This is a genomic window from Variovorax paradoxus, assembly GCF_030811855.1.
GTDB classification, from domain to species: domain Bacteria; phylum Pseudomonadota; class Gammaproteobacteria; order Burkholderiales; family Burkholderiaceae_C; genus Variovorax; species Variovorax paradoxus_L.
In genome coordinates, this window is the sequence record NZ_JAUSRN010000024.1 from 39897 (window position 1) to 58991 (window position 19095).

Annotated in this window: 8 protein-coding genes; 1 reads left to right on the forward strand and 7 read right to left on the reverse strand. The window is 65.0% G+C overall.

All coding sequences use genetic code 11. The features are described 5' to 3' along the window. Positions 1–2: 2 nt before the first annotated feature. Positions 3–1004, reverse strand: a complete 1002-nt coding sequence (locus tag J2X92_RS28685) for a hypothetical protein (protein ID WP_307581143.1) — start codon at positions 1002–1004, stop codon at positions 3–5. A 747-nt stretch (positions 1005–1751) separates the two neighbouring features. On the opposite strand from J2X92_RS28685, the gene J2X92_RS28690 reads away from it, so the two are divergent. After that, positions 1752–2402: an integrase core domain-containing protein gene (locus J2X92_RS28690; RefSeq protein WP_307581146.1), complete on the forward strand. Its 651-nt coding sequence runs from the start codon at positions 1752–1754 to the stop codon at positions 2400–2402. A 291-nt stretch (positions 2403–2693) separates the two neighbouring features. Here J2X92_RS28690 and J2X92_RS28695 read toward each other — a convergent pair whose 3' ends face one another. The 6 genes from J2X92_RS28695 to J2X92_RS28720 all read right to left on the reverse strand — a co-directional run bounded on the left by J2X92_RS28695 (position 2694) and on the right by J2X92_RS28720 (position 19074). Continuing rightward, complete coding sequence (locus J2X92_RS28695) at positions 2694–3242, reverse strand: hypothetical protein (RefSeq protein WP_307581148.1); 549 nt, start codon at positions 3240–3242, stop codon at positions 2694–2696. A 1061-nt stretch (positions 3243–4303) separates the two neighbouring features. Next, positions 4304–5011, reverse strand: coding sequence for a hypothetical protein (locus J2X92_RS28700; RefSeq protein WP_307581150.1), 708 nt, complete (start codon positions 5009–5011; stop codon positions 4304–4306). A gap of 346 nt (positions 5012–5357) precedes the next feature. Beyond that, positions 5358–5540 carry a hypothetical protein gene (locus J2X92_RS28705; protein WP_307581152.1) on the reverse strand — a complete coding sequence of 61 codons (183 nt, stop codon included), beginning with the start codon at positions 5538–5540 and terminating at the stop codon, positions 5358–5360. Positions 5541–5660: 120 nt separating this feature from the next. Beyond that, complete coding sequence (locus J2X92_RS28710; RefSeq protein WP_307581154.1) at positions 5661–6653, reverse strand: exodeoxyribonuclease VII large subunit; 993 nt, start codon at positions 6651–6653, stop codon at positions 5661–5663. A gap of 235 nt (positions 6654–6888) precedes the next feature. After that, positions 6889–7326, reverse strand: coding sequence for a DUF6386 family protein (locus J2X92_RS28715; protein WP_307581157.1), 438 nt, complete (start codon positions 7324–7326; stop codon positions 6889–6891). A gap of 3 nt (positions 7327–7329) precedes the next feature. After that, entirely contained in the window at positions 7330–19074 is an 11745-nt protein-coding gene (locus tag J2X92_RS28720) for a LysM peptidoglycan-binding domain-containing protein (RefSeq protein ID WP_307581160.1), read from the reverse strand. Positions 19075–19095: the final 21 nt, after the last annotated feature.

The window sequence follows — 19095 nt, forward strand, 5'->3', positions numbered from 1 at the left end:
ACTCATGGAATGGGCGGCGTCTCGAACAAGGTCGAGAAGACGTGGGGATAGCCTGTCGGCGGCAAGGTCGGGTTGGAATTGACTTCCAGCCACCACGCGTTTCCAAGGGCGTCGATGACGCCGTCCAGCGAGTAAAGAATGGGCGCCGGGAATCTGGCCTCCAGATCGCCGGCGAGCGCCTCGGCCGCCAGCTTGGCTTGCACGAGAAGCGCTTCTGACAACCGAGGCAAAGCATTGTCCGCAAGCTCCGTCGTGCAGGGAGATTCGTAGTCGCGCCCATAGCGGAAGTCGAGCCAGGCCGAGACTCCGTCGGCAAGCACCTCGTCTCGCGTGAATCCCTGGTGGGCCAAGGAACTCGCAATCGCCTCCCCATCCCCCTGGGGACGAGGCATCCGAGGGGACTGGGTTTGGGCCAGGAGTTCGATGAGCTGGTCGATGCGATGCACGCCATCCCCCGTCACAGCAGGGTATGAGTAGGTGTGCGCATGGAAAATGGTGCGCCCCCAGATCCACAACTTGAGGTTCACACCTTGGATGAACTGCTCGGCGTACCGTGTCTCCAGCGATGGCGAGGCGCTGGCGGCCATTTCGGTCGGAGCAACCCCGGCCCGAAACGGTCCCGTGATGTGCAAACCGAAGGAGCCTCTGGACCCCTTAACGATGTAGTCCTGGTCGGGCTGCTCCGGAGCCGTCCACCACGCGGGTGTCCGAAGGCCGTGTTCGACCATGTGGGCTTTGAACAGCAGCTTGTCGCTCGACAGCGACCACTTTATGGGCGCATAGGGCAGCCAGCCGAGAAAGCCGGTGGCCTGGTTCGAGATCTTGCTGGTGTTGAGCAGACGGCCGTCGATGCGTGCGCGAAACTGGGGGTGCAGGGTGAAGTAGCGATTCCTCGCCTTCACTTCCATCTGGAAGGACTCCACATCGATGGAACTCCGCGCCGCATGCTTCTCCCCCCAGCTTTTGATTGCGCGGATATGGTTCAACAGCATCGTCATGTACATGGCGAGAAATCTTCGGCAACAGGAAACGGGGGGATTATTGAGGCGCCAAGCCTTTCGAGATCGGCCGGGCAGCACGTTCAGCCAACATATCCACGCCGGCTGCGACTTGTTTAGCGTTTCGGACCGATTCAGGGGGTTTTTGTCCGGTGCGCCCATCGAGAGCCGCCAAGTGCGGCAGGTCACCGTCGCCGCACTCCCATGCGCGGGCGTTATGGCCCACGCAGGGCAACGGCGAAGGCCGGCCAATGATTGACCTCTCCCACGCCCACGTCGTCGACGCGCACGAGCTGGCCGGCCGCGCCGTGGCTGGAAGGAAACGATGAAACTGGAGTCCAGTAATAGATCCGCCGCTTCAGCAGTCTGTTGGCGATCCTGCCTGCAGGCGAAGATGCGGAAGGTCTAACCAAGATCCAGACGCGATGGATAGGTTGGGATGCTCTTGCTTCTTGCGTCCTGTCTGGCGCGGGCTTGGTAGATTCCGCATGGCCTTGTGCCTGCTGGCTCGATTGGGTGTGCCGTCATCGCCGCGTTCCGGTGCCCACGCACGATGACCACCGCCACGCGCATGCGCATCGGTCGTGCAACCTCACATCCAACGAGCAACGTTCGCAAACCCCACTGGCGCAGCAAACCCGAGTGGGCCTGCAAGCAGGTGATCTACCTTGCCTCGCATGGCCGCAGCTGCCGCGAGATCGAAGCCAGCTTCAATCGCATGCACGGTAGCCACATGACCGTGGGCCACAGAGGGTGGCCGAGTACATCAAGGCGCATGCGCTCGAGATCGCCGAACGCCGTCGCGCAATGCGCCGGCGTCCGCCCCGCTTCTTTGCGGTGGGCCACACCTGGGCGCTGGACTTGACCTTCGTGGTTAATGCGCAGGGCTTCACGTTCGCGATGCTGGGCATCCTCGATCACGGTTCGCGCCGGCTGCTGTGCCTGAAGCAATTGCCGCGCAAATGCACATTGACGCTGTTGGGTCATCTGTTGCTGACCATGGCGCGCTGCGGCGTGCCGGCTGTGATTCGCACCGACAACGAATCGATGTTCGCCAGCACGTTGTGGCGCTTGGTGCTGGCGGCGTTGGGCGTCTGCCATCGGCGCAGCCGGCCGGGCTGCCCGTGGCAGAACGGACGCATCGAGCGGCTGTTCGGAACGTTGAAGCCTTTGCTCAGGGCGATCAAGCCCAACTCCGTCATGGCCTTGAAAGCCGCGCTCGCGGAGTTCAGCTGGTTCTACAACCACGTGCGGGTCCACCAGAACCTCAAAGGACTGACGCCGATGGAGGCATGGCACGGCCGCACGCTGGCCGACGTGCAGCGAGCGCATACCCACGGCACCGGCCGATGGGTGCCGGCGCTGGAGGAACACCTGACGGGCCACTACGTTCGATGTTGGTGACGAAGCAGCGAGAGCACGAACGAACCGGTCAACGAAGCAGCGTCCACGCGGGACGGGAGCCAACTCGTCCCGTCAATGAAAAGCGCTCAAGAAATAGGCAACCCGCCTCGGCCAAACAGGCTCCAGCCGTTCGAAAAGTGGCTTCCGCGACGAGCACGCGAAGTTGAACGCTTGAAAATTACCTGCCTCCGCGGGATGGCAGAGGCGACGGATTCATGTGGACAGGCCTTGAGGCCGCGCTTACCCGTCAAGGTGGGTTCGCCGGTCGCTTACAACTCTTTGAGCCAACGACTACTTGCGTCGGAGGTGCGAATCTTCGTAACTCTCCTTGTTTGCCAAGTTCTCCCAAACCACCTCACACCCTTGTGGAAGCGTCGTGCTGACATTGCTGGCAGGTCTGTTCCCGTCATCGATCAAACGCACGCGCTTTGGCCCAAAGACAACGGTGTAGCTTGCGTCTTGCTCTGGAGCAAAGGAAGCGATTGGTTGAACGACAGAGAAGGTATTTGTAGCGCCTGGGTAAGTCCCCCCGAACACTTCGAGTGTGTACTGCGGCATCGACACCCCGATCCGCCGACCTGAAGGGATGTTGATCTCAAGCTCCTTGACGTTGGGATAGCCTGCCACGCCCGCATTCAGCAATCCTACAAATTTGGTGCCTCTTACGTTGCAGAGATCGCCGTCATGGAAATTCACATGCAAGTTTCTCGAATCAATGCCCTCGAAAGTGACCCGCAATTTCGCAACGCCGCCTTCCTTTGGCGCAACGTAGTTCGGTCTGACGCTCTGACAGGCAGCAAGCATGAAGGCCGTTGTGCAAGTAAAAACCAGGAGGGACAAGCGACTGAAATGCATCGGTATATTGGGAAGGACAAGTGGGCGAGCGAAAGTCCGGACGACCGCTTCTGGCCGCCTTCAGGCATTTGAAGCGTCAGGGTCCGACTTCCGAGACGGAAGTGTCTGTATTTGTCTTCTCGGGCGCTTGTGGCCGGGTGTCGGGGGTCGTGCAGGCTCCAGCCGCAGCAGATACGGGAACTGACATTAGTGTCTCGCGCAATGTCAGTAGCACGCGGCGTGCACAGCCGTCGACGAGCAACGTGGCACGTTCGACTTTCGACGTCTTCCCCTCGTAATACCGAAAGGTTTGCTGCTTACCTGTGCCGAGTGGGAGCGTCTTGGCCGCTCTCGACGCTGCAAGTTCTATCGATTCCCGCAACAGGTCGCCGGCAAGAAGACGCAAGGCTGCACCGTCTCCCCTGCTCCAGTGGGCGACTGGATCCGATTCAGCAAGCGGAGCAGAGACAACGCGTATCACCCCTGCATAGATCGGCACCACACTAGCTTTAACGCTCACCTCATTGTCAAGAACCAACGCGGTCTGATCTTGCGTAAGCGCGAAGACGGGTACGCTATCGATCTGCCAAGTGTCCCCCGCCAGACCGCTTGGGGGCTTCGCGCTGCGTGCCAGTTCCGCGTGTGTGTACTTCGAGAGTACCGACCTGTAGGGCGCTAGGATTCGGTCCGCTTCTTCCTTTAACTTGATCTTCTGAGCATTTTTGGCTGCCTCATTAATCAGGCTATGAGCGATGACCGCTGCCAGAAGGCCTGCTGCGTTGGGTGCTGGGTACGCGATGGAACCGCCGCCGACGCCAGCACTGTCGAAGTTCTCGACCCCTTTGAATGCAACCGGGTCAGTAGATGGCAGCCGAAGAACCCACTGAGGCGAAGACGTGGGCCCCTGCGCTTCAGCGTTCTGGGTCGGTTGTTCCGCGGAAACTATTGCGGGGCCTGCGGGCCCGACCTGTGCTGCGACGCAAAAGCTCGCACCCGCGATCACCCAGCCCGCGACTCCCTTCCATCTTACGCGCCGTGCGCCGGAGGTCGATGCCGAGGTCATGCGACTATTTGACCGCTGAGGCGACGGGCTCCGTGCGTGGCGATAGGTTGGTTTCGGTCAGTGGCTTCAACACTGCATCGCGGCTCGCCTCCAGCGCCTGGAAGTATGCGTTGGTCAAGCCCGGAAACTTGGGGGGCTCGTCCCACTTGGCGCCGGCACTCAGGCTCACGTTGACAGGGACGTACCAGTTGTACGTGTTGGTCTTGAGATCGACGAGGTATGCCGCGCCAACAACGGTGGCCTTGGGATCGCTGGTAGGCACGTACGAAGCGTAGGTCCGAACGTATCCGAGTTGCTGCACGTCAATGACCAGCAGTTTGTCGACAGCCAGTTTGGCGCGGACTGGAGCAAAGTCCTTTCGGGCGGCTGTCGGTACTTCGGTGCGAATGTCGCTAAGCGACTTCAGGTCGATGGGGTCTTTGATCACCACAGCGTCGACACTCTTCTTTCGCAATGCTGCGGCGACATCTTCCTGCAACGCGGCCAACTCGTCGCGCGTAAGCGTCTCGGTGTGCTTTGTCAAAGAAGAATTGGAAGCGCTCGCGAACGCATGGCAGAGCAGGCAATCGGCGCCTGGAAAGTACGTGTCTACCTTGGGCAGGGCAGACATCGTTACTCCGACCTTGCCGCCCTTCGCAGCGATCGCGTCCTGGTTCAAAGGAACGGGTTGCTGCGGCTTGAGCGCGCAACCGGAAAGAACAACGCTCAGCAATAGAGCCGCCGTAGGAAAACCCCACCTCATCGAATTACCTCTGGTTTTGTGATGAACGAAGATTACACACGTAGGAGTACCTCACCAAAAAGCGTGTTGTTGCGGAGAGAGATAAAAAGCCAGAATCCGCGCAATAGTGCCTTGAAACGGGAGTCCTTCGAAACGGAGCTTGGTTCCAAGCGGGTCACGGACCGCAGAACAGCCCCATTGGAGGATGGCGGGGGATGTCGGCTTCTCTCTTGGCCGATGTTGATGACCAAGCAACGAGAGCACGAAAACCAACCTGTCAATGAAAGCCAGCGTCCACGTGAGACGGGAGCCAACTTGACTTGAAAACGAAAACTGCTTAGAAAATAAGCAGGCCGCATTCATCGAGAAGTGCGGCCAGTCGCGGGTTGGGGCCGTGCGGGCCGTAAGGATCGAACGCGAAGGCCACCAGGTGGCACAGCCAGTCGAACAAGTACAGCGGCAGTGCAAGGGCCGCGCGCATGACGGCGAGCACGACAAGCAGCACGGAGAGGAGGTTCACGAGCTAATCGAACGACGGCATGGGGACGGGACACAGGACAGGGCTTAGCGGTTCACTTCGGCCCCGCCTCGGTGCGGGCAATCACCCAGGTCGGGCACCAGCAAGAACTTGCAGCGGTCATCACGTCAAGTAGCGCAACGCAAGAAACAGCAGGCATCCGACGAACACGCCAGCCGCGAGGTAGGGCCAGCGTCGTGTTGCGGAGCCGGCGCGCGCCAGTTCCACTTGCAGGGCTTCGACTTGCCGTCGGTGCTCCGAGCGCGAACGCGCGTGCTCAGCCGCCTGAAGCTTTGCAGAGGATGCTTGCGCCCTCATGTCCAACTGCGCGCGCATATGCGCGCCTGCGGCGGTCGGCGTGCTCGCCACAAAATCGGCCACAAGACCCGCGAGGTTCGAATCGCCCGTGTGGCCCAAGCCTACGACGCGGTATGCGTTCGTTGCGGCCAGCGCCTCGATCACCTGCGGGCTGTCGAACACGCGCAATTCCTCGACCGCCCCGCCGCCGCGAATCAGCGCGATCACGTCGCCCGAGGCTTTGGCAATGGCGTTTGCGATGGCAGTCGCATCTGTCATCGACACATCCAGTCGTTCGAGGCGCAGGGGCGGCTGCATGTTGGCGAGTTGGCCGGCGAAGTCGTCAAAGACCTGGCTGGCTCGCGCGCAGATGACCGAGACCCTGAGGGCCTCGACCGAGGGAAACGGCACCGTGGGCCGGCGCAACCTCTTGAGTTGCTCCACCGCGCCGCGCTCCTGGCGCTCCTGCTGGATGGCTGCAGGCGATTGCATCAGCGCGATGTCGCTGACTTCGATCCTGAAGCTCAGGCGGCTTTGGTACAAGTTGGGGACGATGCGGCCAGAAGCCTGTACGTAGTCACCCGCACGAAGATCGTGTTCGGCCACCAGCGCCTTGGGCAAATTGAGGTACGCAGCGTCCTGATCCTCATGCAGCGGGACGTTGTAGTGAATCGGGTAGTTGGACGAAGGGATTTGGCCCAGCATGCCCTTGACGGACACGAACAAAGGAGTTTGCTCAACATGCGCCTGGGCGGTAGCAACGATGCTCGCGTAGAGGTCAGCAAGCGAGCGTATGGAAACTTCAGAGACGGCTGGCATTGGTGATGGCTTGGGCGAACTTTCCATTCACCACGACGGCCTAGGTTTCATCAAGAGATGGAGGAGGACGATGCGCGAGGCATTCAAATCCAAGCCCATCCATCCGCCCACAAGGTGCCTCCACAGCGATTCAATATGAGCCGGATTCTGGAGAAACTCCCGGCGGAGCGGGCTGACACAGGCGATTGGTTCGTGTGGGCCGGACACAGCTACTGCGCTAATGCGAAAGCTGCAACTAAGCAAAGACGGGGCGCGAGAAGTCGTTGCATCCTTCTTCTCCCGGCATGAAGACAACGGTAAGCAACGAGCCTTCCCGCTTCACAGCTACCGTATAGCTTCCCGCGGCTAGATCAACAAACACACCGCGCAGACCCTCCGGCTCCAAACCACCACTAGTCACCTCTTCGCCTGCGCCGATGAAGACTCGCCCAGAAGACACTTGCACATTGATATGGGCCGAATCTGGCAATGGACTCTCAGCGAAGGAAACACGATACGTACCATCGCTCCCAAGTCCAAAGAAGGCAACATTTCCCTTGTTGACCTCAATCAATTCATCATCCGATGTGGTCCACCAATCAGCATCATCATTCAGTCTGTGTTTGAGTCGTGAAGGATCAAATACACAGAGAGTGGCAGTGTCCGTACTAAAGCTAAATTCTTTCATTTTCATCTGCTACCTGGGAATAAACACAACACTAGGAATCGGATCGCCGGGCTGAAGGCCCGCCGCTCGTCCAGCTTGGTATAGAGAAACGCCGACACTCTTGTTGATGGACGCATCAAGCATCTTCAATCGTTGATCAGATTTTCCACCAACAATCAGATCAATAGGGTGATCAGCATTTAATTTAGTCATGTCGGGTTCAACGCCGAATCGGCGTAGATAGCGTTCGGCGACCTTTTGACGATATTGTTCTTGCAGGTTGCCGATTCGAACTTCACCTGTTGAAGGTGACCAGATGAGTTCTCCATTTTTCGCTCCGCGATCAAGGGCGCGCTGCTTGATCGCAAGCTCTCGCTCAAGATATGACCTCTCCGAAGCAGATAGTGTCGGGTCATTGAAGATCTTTGGCATCTTGACTTCAAGCGCCCCCCCAAGTCCTCTCGGACGTGTAGCAGCACCAAAAAGTGGAGGTGCTTTCGCCGTTAGAGTTTGCTGATAAGCATTCGTCCCCGTTCCCACAACCTGCCCGAGAGCCGCGACGGTTTGCAATACCCCGTCCTGCGTCCGTGGACTTGCACCAGCCAAGCCGGCAATGCCCCACGCAATCGACCCTCCAGGCGAAGCCATCATCGTGCTCAGGCGCTGCGCCTCGGCGCTAGGCTGCGGATACACCCGCGCCACTGCCGCAGCTCTTGCCTGATCGGATGGCGTGTGGCTCGCATAGCGCCATGCGTCTCCAAGCTGCCCGTTCGCCAACGCACCACCGATCGCGCTGAAGGAGTTGTAAGTCCCATTCAGAATCTGCTGATCGACGATCTCGGCACTGAAGCCAGGCGCCGGGTAGTTCCCCAGCCGTGCCGTTTCGTTCGGATAGCTCGGCACGGCCGCTTCGGCTGCATTGCCCCAGTCATTCAGGAATTCTGAACCCAGGCCCCAGTCATCGTTCGTCGAAGCGGCGCCAGGCGTATAGAAGTGCGAGGTCGTGCCCAGCGACGAATACGACTTCGAGCCCTGCAGCGTGTATCCCGCAATCGCAGGCACATCGGCACCGGACGGCAACTCGACTTGCAGCCTCGCATCGTTGGGATCGGTGCTCGACATCACCGGCGTGCCATCACCCAAGGAGGGAACGCTCTTCGACGGAACCCACCCCGCCCCGTCCATTTCCACCTTGTAGCTTTCCGAGCCCATACCACCGGTATAGCCCGGCCCGGCCGCCAACTGCACCCCACCCGCCATCGACAGATTCGCATACGGATTGGCAGGAGCGTTGCCCGCCGTGATCCAGCTGAAGTCCGGCTCCTGGTTGCTCGGCATGGCCGATACCCCGGCCCAGTTGTTGTTCTTTCGGAAGAGCGCATCAAGCTCGTTGTCGCCTTGGCCCCCACTGCTGCCCGAGGACTGCCCGTTCGCCGCTGCGATCGAATGACCCAACGCATTGCCAAAGGCATCAACAGCAACCTGGGTCGCACTGACGCGCCCACCGCGCAGCGCCGCCGTCGTGATACCCCCGGCGAAGCTGGACACGGCCCGGTTGGCGAACTGCCCGAAGCTGTCCGAGCCGAAGCTGTTGCCGATGGCGCCGCTCACTCCCTGCGCGACCCCTGCACCGACCGCACTCGCCGCCACGCTCCTCCAGCTGAAACTCGACTGCAGACCCGTGGCTACCGCAATGCCCTGCGTCAGCGAGTTCGCGACGGCGCCGCGCACCACCGCATCGCCGATCACATTTCCGGTATTGATCAGCCCGCCACCGAGTCCAGCGGTGACGCCGCTGCCGATGGCGCTGAGGGCCACTTGCTTCCAACTGAACTGGTCCTGCGCCCCGATGGCGACACCGACAGCCTGGCTCGCTATGGAGCCCACGGCGCCCCCCACCACTGCGGCGCCAATGCTTGCGGCTGTCAACCCACCCGCTCCGCCCAGCACGGCGACCCCACCGGCAAAGCCACCTGCGCCCGCTGCCCCGGCTGCGCCGAAGTAGGCGCCGGCCGCCCCGGCCGTGTAGATGGTCACCACCACGGCAATGACCACCATGATGATCTGCCCCACCACCCCGCACCCGTCGTCCTCGGCCTGCGGCAAGGCCAGCATCGTGGGCGAATCGCTGGCGATCTTGCTCGGGTCGTAAGGCCTGAAGGTGCCCGCGTTGTCCGCACTCGCCACCCTGGTCGGAATCCGCAGCACCTGCCCGGTCCTCAGGTCCGCATCGCTGCCCAGGCCGTTCGCGTCCGCGATCAGGTACCACAGGCTCGCATCCCCGTACGCCCCCCGGGCAATGCTCTGCAGGGTGTCGCCCGCGCTCACCGCGTAGCTGCCCGGGCTGCCTGCGGGGTAGTTGCCGTCGATGGGCCGGTAGCCGAAGCTGAAGTCGCTCTGGGCGCTGAAGAGCGGCCCGTTCTGCGCCAGCGGCGTGCCCTCGAAGCGGTTGTCCGCCAAAAGGCCGTAGCGCCCCAGCACCTCGCCGTTGACCACCAGCTGGCGCTGGCCGTTGGCCTGCACCTGGGGCGTGCCCTCGTAGGCGTAGTAGGCGTACAGGGCGTTGCCGTTCGCGTCGTTCACGAAGTTGTGCGTGCGCAGGGTCGGATGGGTCGTCTGGCCCGAATCGCCGACGAAGACCAGGTGGCCGTTGGCGTCGTAGTGGTAGCCCAGGCCGCCCCGGGTCAGCAGCTCGCCGGAGCGGGAAGTGACGGTGACGCTTTGCGCCGTTTGGTAGCCCTGGGCGCGCACCACGGTGTTGGTGGTCTGGCTGAAGGTGCCGTTGACGGTGTCGGCCACCAGGTAGCCCAGCACGTTGCCCTCGGCGTCGTAGTCGTAGTTCACCGCGTTGGCCGACAGCATGAACTCGGTGCTGGCCTGGTGCGCCAGCCGGCCGTTGGCGTCGTACTGGCTGTGGCGCCACTGCAGGGCGTCGTTGCCGGTGTTGGGGGCCCACTGGCGGTGCAGCGCGAGGTAGTCCGGCCCGACGCTGGCCGCCGGCCCGCTGATGATGACGCGGTGGGCCGCGTCGTAGCCGCGGCTGTCCACCTGGGCGCCGTCGCGCGTGGTGCCGGTGAGGCGGTTCAGCGCGTCGTAGTCGTAGGTCTCGGTGGTCTCGCCGGCCTCGGCGGCCCACTGGTTGCTGCCGGCGCCCACCAGGCGGATGCCGTTGTGGGTGTCGGTGTGCCGGTTGCCGTTCAGGTCGTAGCTGATGCGGTGGCCCTTGGTGCCCAGGCTGCCGTTGGCGTCGGCGGCATCGACCACGATCTGGCGGTTCATGGCGTCGTACTGGAAGTAGCGATGGGTGTCCTGCTCCACGGGCATGGCCACCAGCTCGGTGCTCAGGGTCTGGTCGCGCAGCCGGGTGCCCACGTGGGTGCGGTTGCCCACCTTGTCGTAGTCGATGGTGAGGTAGGCGCGGGTGTCGGCCACCCAGCGCATGCGGCCCAGCGCGTCGTAGGCGATGCGGTTGTCCTGGTAGCTGACGCCGCCCTGCTCGGTTTGTTCGCGCACGCGCCGCCCCGACAGGTCGTAGGCGTAGCGGCTGACCTTGCCCAGGCTGGCGTCGTCGATGCGCACGAGCTGGCCGGCCGCATCGTGGCTGTAGGCCAGGTTCTGGCCGCGGGTGCTGGTCTGGTGGGTCAGCTGGCGCGCGTTGTCGTAGCTGTAGCTGTAATTGGCCCCGCCGATGTCGCTGTGGCCCGCGAGCTGGCCGAAGTAGGTGTAGGCCCAGGTGGCCAGGGCGCCGTTGGCGTCGATCTCCAGGATCTTGCGGTTGCGCGCGTCGTAGGCCGCGCGGGTGGCCTGGCCCATCGGCTGGGTGGTCTGGATCAGGTTGCCGCGCAGGTCCCAGGTGTACTTCAGGGTCTCGCCGGCGCCGTTGGTGCTGCGCAGGAGGCGACCGGCCTGGTCGTAGGCGCTGGTCTCGCTGATCTGGGCCTGGCCGAGCAGCGCCGGGCCGAAGAGCGTGGGCCAGCCCCAGATGGAGGCGGCCGTGTGGGTGGTGCGCACCAGACGGTCCAGCTTGTCGTGCAGGAACCAGGTGCCCTGGCCCATGGCGTCGATGGTGCGCACCTTGTCGCCGAAGGCGTCGTACGCGTGGTTGACCACGCCCTTGTCGATCAGGTTGCCGTCGGCGTGCAGCTCCTGCGCGAGGTTGCCGCCGGCGTCCCACACCTGGCCGTTGACGTGGTCGTTGGCATCGCGCACGGCCACCTGGCGGCCCATCTGGTCGTAGTAGATGCGGGTGACCGGTGCGTCGGGGTTGACGATGTTGCCATCGCCGTCCACGCCCGGGTTGCCGTAGGCATCGGTCTGCACCTGGCGGATGAGCTGGTTGTTGGCGTTGTAGCTGTAGGTGGTGACCCAGTTGGCCGAGCGCGGGTCGCTGATGCTCAGCACGTTGCCCCAGCGGTCGGTGTTCTGGTTGACGATGGGGCGGCGCCAGCCGTCGGTGCCGTTCTGGCCGATGCTCTGGCCGATCTGGCGCCCGCCCAGCAGCGGGTCCTGGCTCAGGGCGTAGGGGCCGGGGTCGGTGGCGGCCCAGCTGTACTGGGGCGGGGTGTCCGGCGTGCCGGGGGTGCCGGGCACGTAGGCCGGGGTGGTGTCCACGATGGTGACGCTGCCGTCCGCGCCCACGGTCATGTCGCCCAGGGCCTGGCTGGTGGCCGCGGCCCCGAAGCCGGGGAAGTAGCCGTAGCCGTACTCGTAGACTCCGGCCGGCAGGTGCAGGCCGGTGATGTTCGCTTCCCAGTTGCCATCCGCGCGCGGCTGGATCTCAATGGGCGTGAAGGGCCACTCAAAGCCCTTGATGCGGTAGAAGAAGCCGCTGATGGAGCCCAGCGGCGGCGGGGGCAGGCGCACCACGTAGACGCTCTGGTACATGTCGCCCGTCTGCTCGTCGTAGCCGATCCACTCCTGGCGGGTTTCCACCGCCAGGCCGTCGATGTGCGGCAGGCCTTGGGCCGGCGTGGCGGGGGTGCCGGGCACGCCCGCGACCTTGCCGATCTGGCCGGTGACGTGCGCATAGGGGCCGGCGTCGCCCGGGTGGGTCCACAGCAGCTCGTACTCATAGGTGCCGGCGGCCAGGCCCGCGAGGTCGACCACGCTGTGCGCGTTGCCTTCGGGGTAGGCGATGGCCTGCTCCACCCACGGGTCGCTCGAGCCCGCGATGCGCAGGCGAATGACCTGCAGGTCGCCGCCGCCGGGGCCCTGCCACTCGAGGGTTTGGGCGGCGCCGTTCACGCCGGTGGGCGTGCCGATGGTGGCCAGCACGCGCGGCGTGATGTTCAGGCTGCCGGTGGCGGTAATCTGCGCGGCCTGGCCCGGCTGGGCGGTGAAGACGCGGTACTCGTAGCCGCCCAGGGGCAGCCCGGAGGCGTCGTAGCGCAGGCTGTCGCCGAAGTTGACCAGGGGCACGTCGGCCCAGGCGTTGTCGTCCGTGCTGCCCGCGGGGCGCAGCTGCATGGTCACCTGGGAGCCCGAGGGCGGTCCGACCGCGGCGCCGGGTGCGGCGATGTGCACGGCCTGGCCGGCATAGCCGGCGCTGTCGCGCTCGATCAGGGTTTGCCAGTTGCCGAACTGGTCCTGCTTGGCGACGGTGACGTGGGCGATGCGCTGGATGCCGCCTTCGGCGGCATGGACGTCGTCGGCCCAGTTGAAGGCCACGCCGTTCAGGCCCTGGGCGGCGCTGAAGACCTGGCCCAGGGTGCGCACGGCGCCTTCGCCGCCGGCGCCGTCCTTGGGCGCATAGCTGAGCGTGACCTTGATCTGGCCGCTGCCCAGGTCGGCGAGGTAGCCGGACCAGTCCAGCGCCACGGAGTTGGTGCCGCTCCAGGAGACGGGGTTGCCGTAGACATCCTCGCCCGGGCCGCTGCTGGCGGCGATGCTGGCGCCCAGCATGGCGGTGTGCACGGCCACGCCGCCCTGGGTCTCCCGGCGCTCGGCCAAGGCTTGGCGGGTAATGTGCCCGAGCAGGTCGTAGGTGGTGTCGGTGCGGCGCACGTCGGCCAGCAAGTCGGCCTGGTCAGCGCTGCCGACGGCGTTGCGCAGGTCGAGGTCGCCGCGGCCGTTGCCGGCGCTGCGGATCTCCGCGTTCTGGCGGCCTTGCAGGTCGTACAGGGCGATCTTGTCCACGCCGTCGCCGGCGTTGGTGCGCCACAGGCGACCGGCCAGGTCGTAGTCGAAGTACTCGCCGGGGTGGCCGTTGACGCTCTTGGACACCAGTTCGCCGAAGGCGTTGTAGGCCATGGCGGTGTCGACCACGGCGCCGGCGGCGCCGGGCTGCCCGACTCCGCCGCCGAGGGTGGTCTGGCCGTTGGCCTGCGCCGGGGTGCCCTGCCACAGCAGCACCCAGTTGCCTGCGCCGTCTTGCTGGAAGATGCGAATCGCGGTGACGCTGGCGATGGGCTCGTTGGGCACCAGGTCCACCCCGCCTGGCGTGGTGGCCGCCTCGGCCAGGAAGGACTGGGTGTGGGTGACGGCGTGGCCGGGCTCGACGGTCTCGGGGTTGGTCTCGTCGCCGGCAATCACAACATCGGGCGTGAGGTAGTCGAAGTGGACCTGGAACGGCCCGCCCTGCGTGTTGACGATGTTGGCCAGCTGGGTGAGTGTGAGCTTGCCGTTGAACCCGATGGGTTCGCTGCTTTCGCCAAAGATGGTGCCGCTGCCTCCGTCGAGCATGCCGGCAGTCGTGACGGTGGCCTGCGGGTTGACCACGTAGATGCCGCTGGCGGCAGCGGCGCCGTTGACGTAGCTGGCGTTGTCGCTGGCGGTGCCGGGGTCGATCACGTGGGTCTGGCGGCCCAGGTCGTCGTACTGGTAGGCGCGGTACAGGGTGCGCGTAACGCCGTCGTTGTCGGTAACGCCCTGCCACTCCTTGGCGATCAGGCCCTGGCTGTTGTAGGAGCTGAAGTGGCTGGCGCCCATGGCGTCGGTGCTTTGCACCATGTGGCCCAGGGCGTCGTACTGGGCGTAGCTGGTGCGGTCGGTGTGGGCGTAGAGTTCTGCGTCGCGCACCGGATCCAGTTCGGAGATGACGGTGCCGGCGAGGTAGAAATGATCCCCGACGAGAGGGTTTGACATGCGCACCAGCGGCCGGTCCATGACCGCGCCCTGAGCCTGCCCGACATAGCCGACCGCCCCCTTGAACGTGGCGCCGTAGTTCTGCACCAGGTCGTCGACCTCGGCCATGCTGGTGGTCAGCACGTGGTAGGCCGAGAAGGCCTGCATCTCTGGCGGCCAGAAGGCCGGCAGGCGCAACTGCACCTTGTACAGGGGCACAGTGCCCTCGCTTTGCGAGCCGGCGATGTAGCCTGTCACGCCTTCGTCATGCCAAATGCCCGAAGCCAGCAACGCGTCGCGTTCCGCCAATGACTGCGTGTAGTAGTGAATCGGCCCGAAGAAATCACTGCGCAGCCGGTACATAGGCACGCTGCCTTCGAAGGGCGTGGTCGACATGAAGCCAACGTCGCCCTCCACCACCCATCCCCCTGCCTGCGCGCTGGCGATCTCCGGATTGGCAATGGCCACCCAGGATGGCAAGGGAGCCGCACTCAGCGGATTGCCATTGGCATCCGCCCCGTTGACGTACTCGGTCTTGAGCACGACGTTGCCGTAGGCGTCGCGCCGAAACACGGTCAGCGGCGTGATGGCCGCGCCGCTCTCGGTGCTGGTGCGCGTGGGCTCGGCCACGGCGGTGACGCGGCCCAGCGCGTCGTAGTAGCTGTAGGTGGAGGCGCCGGCCGCGTCTGTGGTGCGGGTGAGGTTGCCCACAGCGTCATAACCGTAGCTGGTGGTGAGATCGCCGCGCGTGCTGGTGCCGTTGGACGCGGCGCTGTATTCGACGTTCTTGCGCGTTTCGCTCGTCTTGCGGTTGTTGCGGTCGTAGGCCGTTTCGGTGCGACGGTCGTTGGTCGCGTCCGCCACCGGCAACGCCGGCATGGACACCGCGCCGGCATTCACCGCGCCGGTCCAGCCCGCCAGGCTGCCGGTGCCAGCCCAGGCGGTCGCGGCTTTGGCGTACTCGGTGTGCACGGCCACGTTGCCCGCGCTGTCGAAAGCCTGGGTGGTGACGTAGCCCATCGCATCGACGCTGGCCACCTGCTGGCCGCGGCGGTCGTAGAACTGGGTGGTGAGCGTCCAGTTGCCCGCGCTTTGCAGCTGTGCCACCTGGGCCAGGTCGCCGAAGGTGCTGTAGGTGTTGCGCGTGGTCTTGCCGGCCATGAAGCCTTGGCTCGAGGCCAGGCTGTTGTCGTGCACGTACACGGTGGGCTCGGTGACCTGGATGGCGCGGCCCAGCCGGTCGTAGTCGGTCAGCAGGGTGCGGTCGGCATCATGGTTCAGGCCGGCTACGGTGGCCTGGACTTGGGCGGTGCCGAGGCTGGCGGGGCTGCCGGCGGCCAAGCCGCTGGCGGCGCCGTAGCGCGTGAGGCTGATGGCATCGCCGAAAGTGTTTCGGGCGTAGCTGGTGACAAAGCCCAGCGCATCGACGTCATGGGCCACTCGGCCGACGAGATCGTAGGTCTTGTAGCTGTATTTGCCGCCGATGTCGCGGTTGGTCACCGCATTGCCCAGCGCGTCGTAGGTGGTCTGGGTATAGAGAGCCTGGGTCTGCTCAACGCGCGTGGCCACGCCGCTGTCGCCAATGCCGTCGCCGTTGGTGGTGATGTCCTCCGCGCCGGTGTACACGCCCACGCGCGGATAGATGACGCGCACCTGGCGGCCCACTTGGTCGTACTCGTACGAGGTGAAGCGCTGCTCAGGGCGCCCGGCCGCTTCGATGCGGCTGCGCAGCTGCCCGAAGGCGTCGTAGATCAGCCGGGTGACGACGCTGCCCACCCCGCTGGCCGCCGCGTTCACCGTTAGGCGGCCGTCCGCCCCGGGCATCACCGCGGTGAGCTCGACCTGCGGCGAGACTTCCACCAGCATGCGCCCGGCGCGGTCGTAGCCGTAGGTCCACACGGCGCCCTTGGCGTTGGTGTAGCTGGTCTTGTTGTCCAGCGCGTCGTAGCTCCAGGCTTCGGTAAAGCCCATGGGGTCGGTGCTGGAGAGGACGCGCCCGGCAGCGTCGCGGCTGTAGCTCGTGCTGCGGTCGTTGGGGCTCGCGACGACGGCAGCGGCCACGGCGGCCGCCGTGCTGGCGGTACTGGACGGAATGGCCAGTGCGTACTGCTGGGTGCTGCGCACCTGGCCCAGGCCGTCGTAGTCGGTCCGGCTGACGAAGCCCAGCGGGTCGATGCCGTAGATGGAACGCCCCGCGGCGTCGAAGACCTGGCGCGAGATGCGGTCGTTGGCGGCGTCCGTGCTCAGGCGCGCGCGGATGTCGCCCGGGCTGGCGGTGGTGCTCAGGCCCGTGGTGCCGATCGCTCGCGCATAGCGGCGCGTTTCGACGTTCTGACCGAGGCCGTCGTAGATGGATTCGGTCGTGCCGCCCTGGGCATCGACTCCGAAGACCTGGCGGTTGGCCTGGTCGTAGGCGGTGCGCTGGATGCGGTCGGCCCCTGCGTTGGCCGAGACCGCCGCCTGCAAAGCGGCGTCCGTGTAGGTGGTGGCGGCGCCGGGCGGCGCGATGGCATTGGCATAGGCTATCTGCTGGGTGACGTTGCCGAAGGCGTCGTAGATGACCCGGTTGACGCCGCCCAGGGCATCGACCGTGAAGGTGCGGCGGCCCGCGCCGTCGTGGGCGAACACGCTCGTGCGGTCGGTGGCGGCGTCGGGCTGAACAGCCGTGAGCAACGCGCTTTCGCTCAGATGCGGCAGGTCATAGCCGTTCGCGGCACCGCTGAAGCCCAGCACGTCGATGGCGTTGGCGTACTGCACGCTGCGCACGATGCTGCCGGTGCCGTCATAGGTGTTGCGCGTGACCGCGCCCACCCCGTCCACGCGCCAGGCCAGGCGCCCCGCGGGGTCATAGACCATGTACTGCGACTGATCGATGTCTGGCGCAACCGTAAGATTGCCGAAGACCGAATCGATGTCGTTGCTGACATAGCTGAGCAGCGGCCACGCGTGCGCGGTCTGCCGAACCAGCCGACCCACGCCGTCGTAATCGTAGGAGGTGACCTGGCGCATCTCGCCCACGCCAGAAGCCAGATCGGACGTGTTGGTGTAGCGCAGTTCGTACCGCAGCCGGTTGGCGCCGTCGTAAAGATAGTCGGTGGCGCGGTCTTCGTCGCTGGCCACCGCGCTGTCCGGCGCACTAGCGTAGGCGATGGCGTTGGCGTACTGGCGCCGGCTCGTGACGTTGCCGTTGCCGTCGTATGCGATGTGCTGCACCGCGCCGGTGCCCGCATCGAGGGCATCGACGCGCCAGCTCAGGCGGTTGGCGGCATCGTAGACGTTGCGCACGCGCGCATCGTGAGCGTCGTCGGCCACGGGCGCGGGCGCGCTGCGGCCATCCCAGGCGGCCAGCGCCGCGGCGTCCAGCGCGTTGGCGTAGGCACGGGTCTCGAGGACATTGCCGTTCGCATCGTAGGTGTACTGGGTGGCATCGCCCAGCGCGTCGACGCGCCAGGTGGCGCGGTTGGCGGTGTCGTAGACAGTGCGAAGGCGCTGGTCGCGCGATGCATCCGCGGTCACGGCGGGCGCGGAGGTGCCGTTCCAGCTTCCGAATGCCGCGCTGGTCAGTGCCGTGGCGTAGGCGCGCGATTCGGTGACGTTGCCATTGGCGTCGTAGAAATACTGGACCACGTCGCCGGCGCCGTCCACGTTCCAGGTGGCGCGGTTCAGGCTGTCGTAGACGGTGCGCACGCGCTCGTCGCGCGCGGCATCGGCCGTGACCGTTGGATCGCTGGCAATGTTCCAGCTCGCCAGGTTGACGCGGTTGGCATAGGCCCGCGTCTCGATGACGTTGTTAGCCTTGTCGTAGATGTACCGGACGACGGCGCCGGTGCCGTCCACGCTGAAGCTCAGGCGGCCGTCGCGGTCGTAGCGGCGGCTTTCGGTGACGTCTGAGCCGGCACTGACCACCACCTTGGCAAGCACTTGCGCAACAGTGGGGGCGTTGCCCAGGCCGGTGGTGACGATGGGCACCGCATACGAGGTCACGCGGGTCACCCGGCCTTCGGCGTCGTATTCCTGCTTGGAGAGGTTGCCCAGCGCGTCGAGCGTGAAGACCCGGCGGTTGTTGGCGTCGTAGGCGTAGCGCGTGGCGCTGCCGTTGGCGTCGATGGCGCGCGTGACGTTGTCGGCCGCGTCGTATTCAAAGCTGCGCGTGAGGTTCAGGCCGTCGGGGTCGACCTGTTCCTTCACGCGGCGGCCGGCGCCGTCGTAGGTGTACTGGGTGGCGCTGCCGTTGGGCGTGGTGACGCGCAGCACCTGGCCGGTGGTGTCGTAGGCGTAGGTGGTGACGAGGTTCAGCCCGGCGGGGTCGATGGCCTGGCGCACGGCCTGGCCATTGAGGTCGTACTGGGTGGCGGTGACCACGCCGCGGGCGTCGGTGACGCTCACGGTCTGGCCCTTGGCGTCGTAGCCGTAGCTGGTGACGAGGTTCAGGCCCGTTGGGTCGAGCGCGCGGGTGAGCAGGCGGTTGGCCGCGTCGTAGGCGTAGTTGGTGACCACACCATTGGCATCGGTGTGGGTGAGGACCAGGCCGGTCTTGTCATAGGTGCTGCCAGTGGTGACGGTGGCCGCGCCCAGCGGGGTGCTGGCCTGCAGCAGGTTGCCGCTCTTGTCGTAGCTGTAGCTGGTGGTGTTGCCGCGCCCGTCGGTCACGCTCTGGGTCTGGCCCTGGCGGGTGCGCACGGTGGTCATCGTCACGCCTTCGGGCGTGGTCATCGTGACGCTGCGGTTGGCGGT

Bases quoted from the DNA above. Each gene is read 5' to 3' on its own strand.
- J2X92_RS28720 (WP_307581160.1), bottom strand. From the start codon at position 19,074: ATGACCACGCCCGAAGGCGTGACGATGACCACCGTGCGCACCCGCCAG.
- J2X92_RS28710 (WP_307581154.1), bottom strand. From the start codon at position 6,653: ATGCCAGCCGTCTCTGAAGTTTCCATACGCTCGCTTGCTGACCTCTAC.
- J2X92_RS28715 (WP_307581157.1), bottom strand. From the start codon at position 7,326: ATGAAAATGAAAGAATTTAGCTTTAGTACGGACACTGCCACTCTCTGT.
- J2X92_RS28685 (WP_307581143.1), bottom strand. From the start codon at position 1,004: ATGTACATGACGATGCTGTTGAACCATATCCGCGCAATCAAAAGCTGG.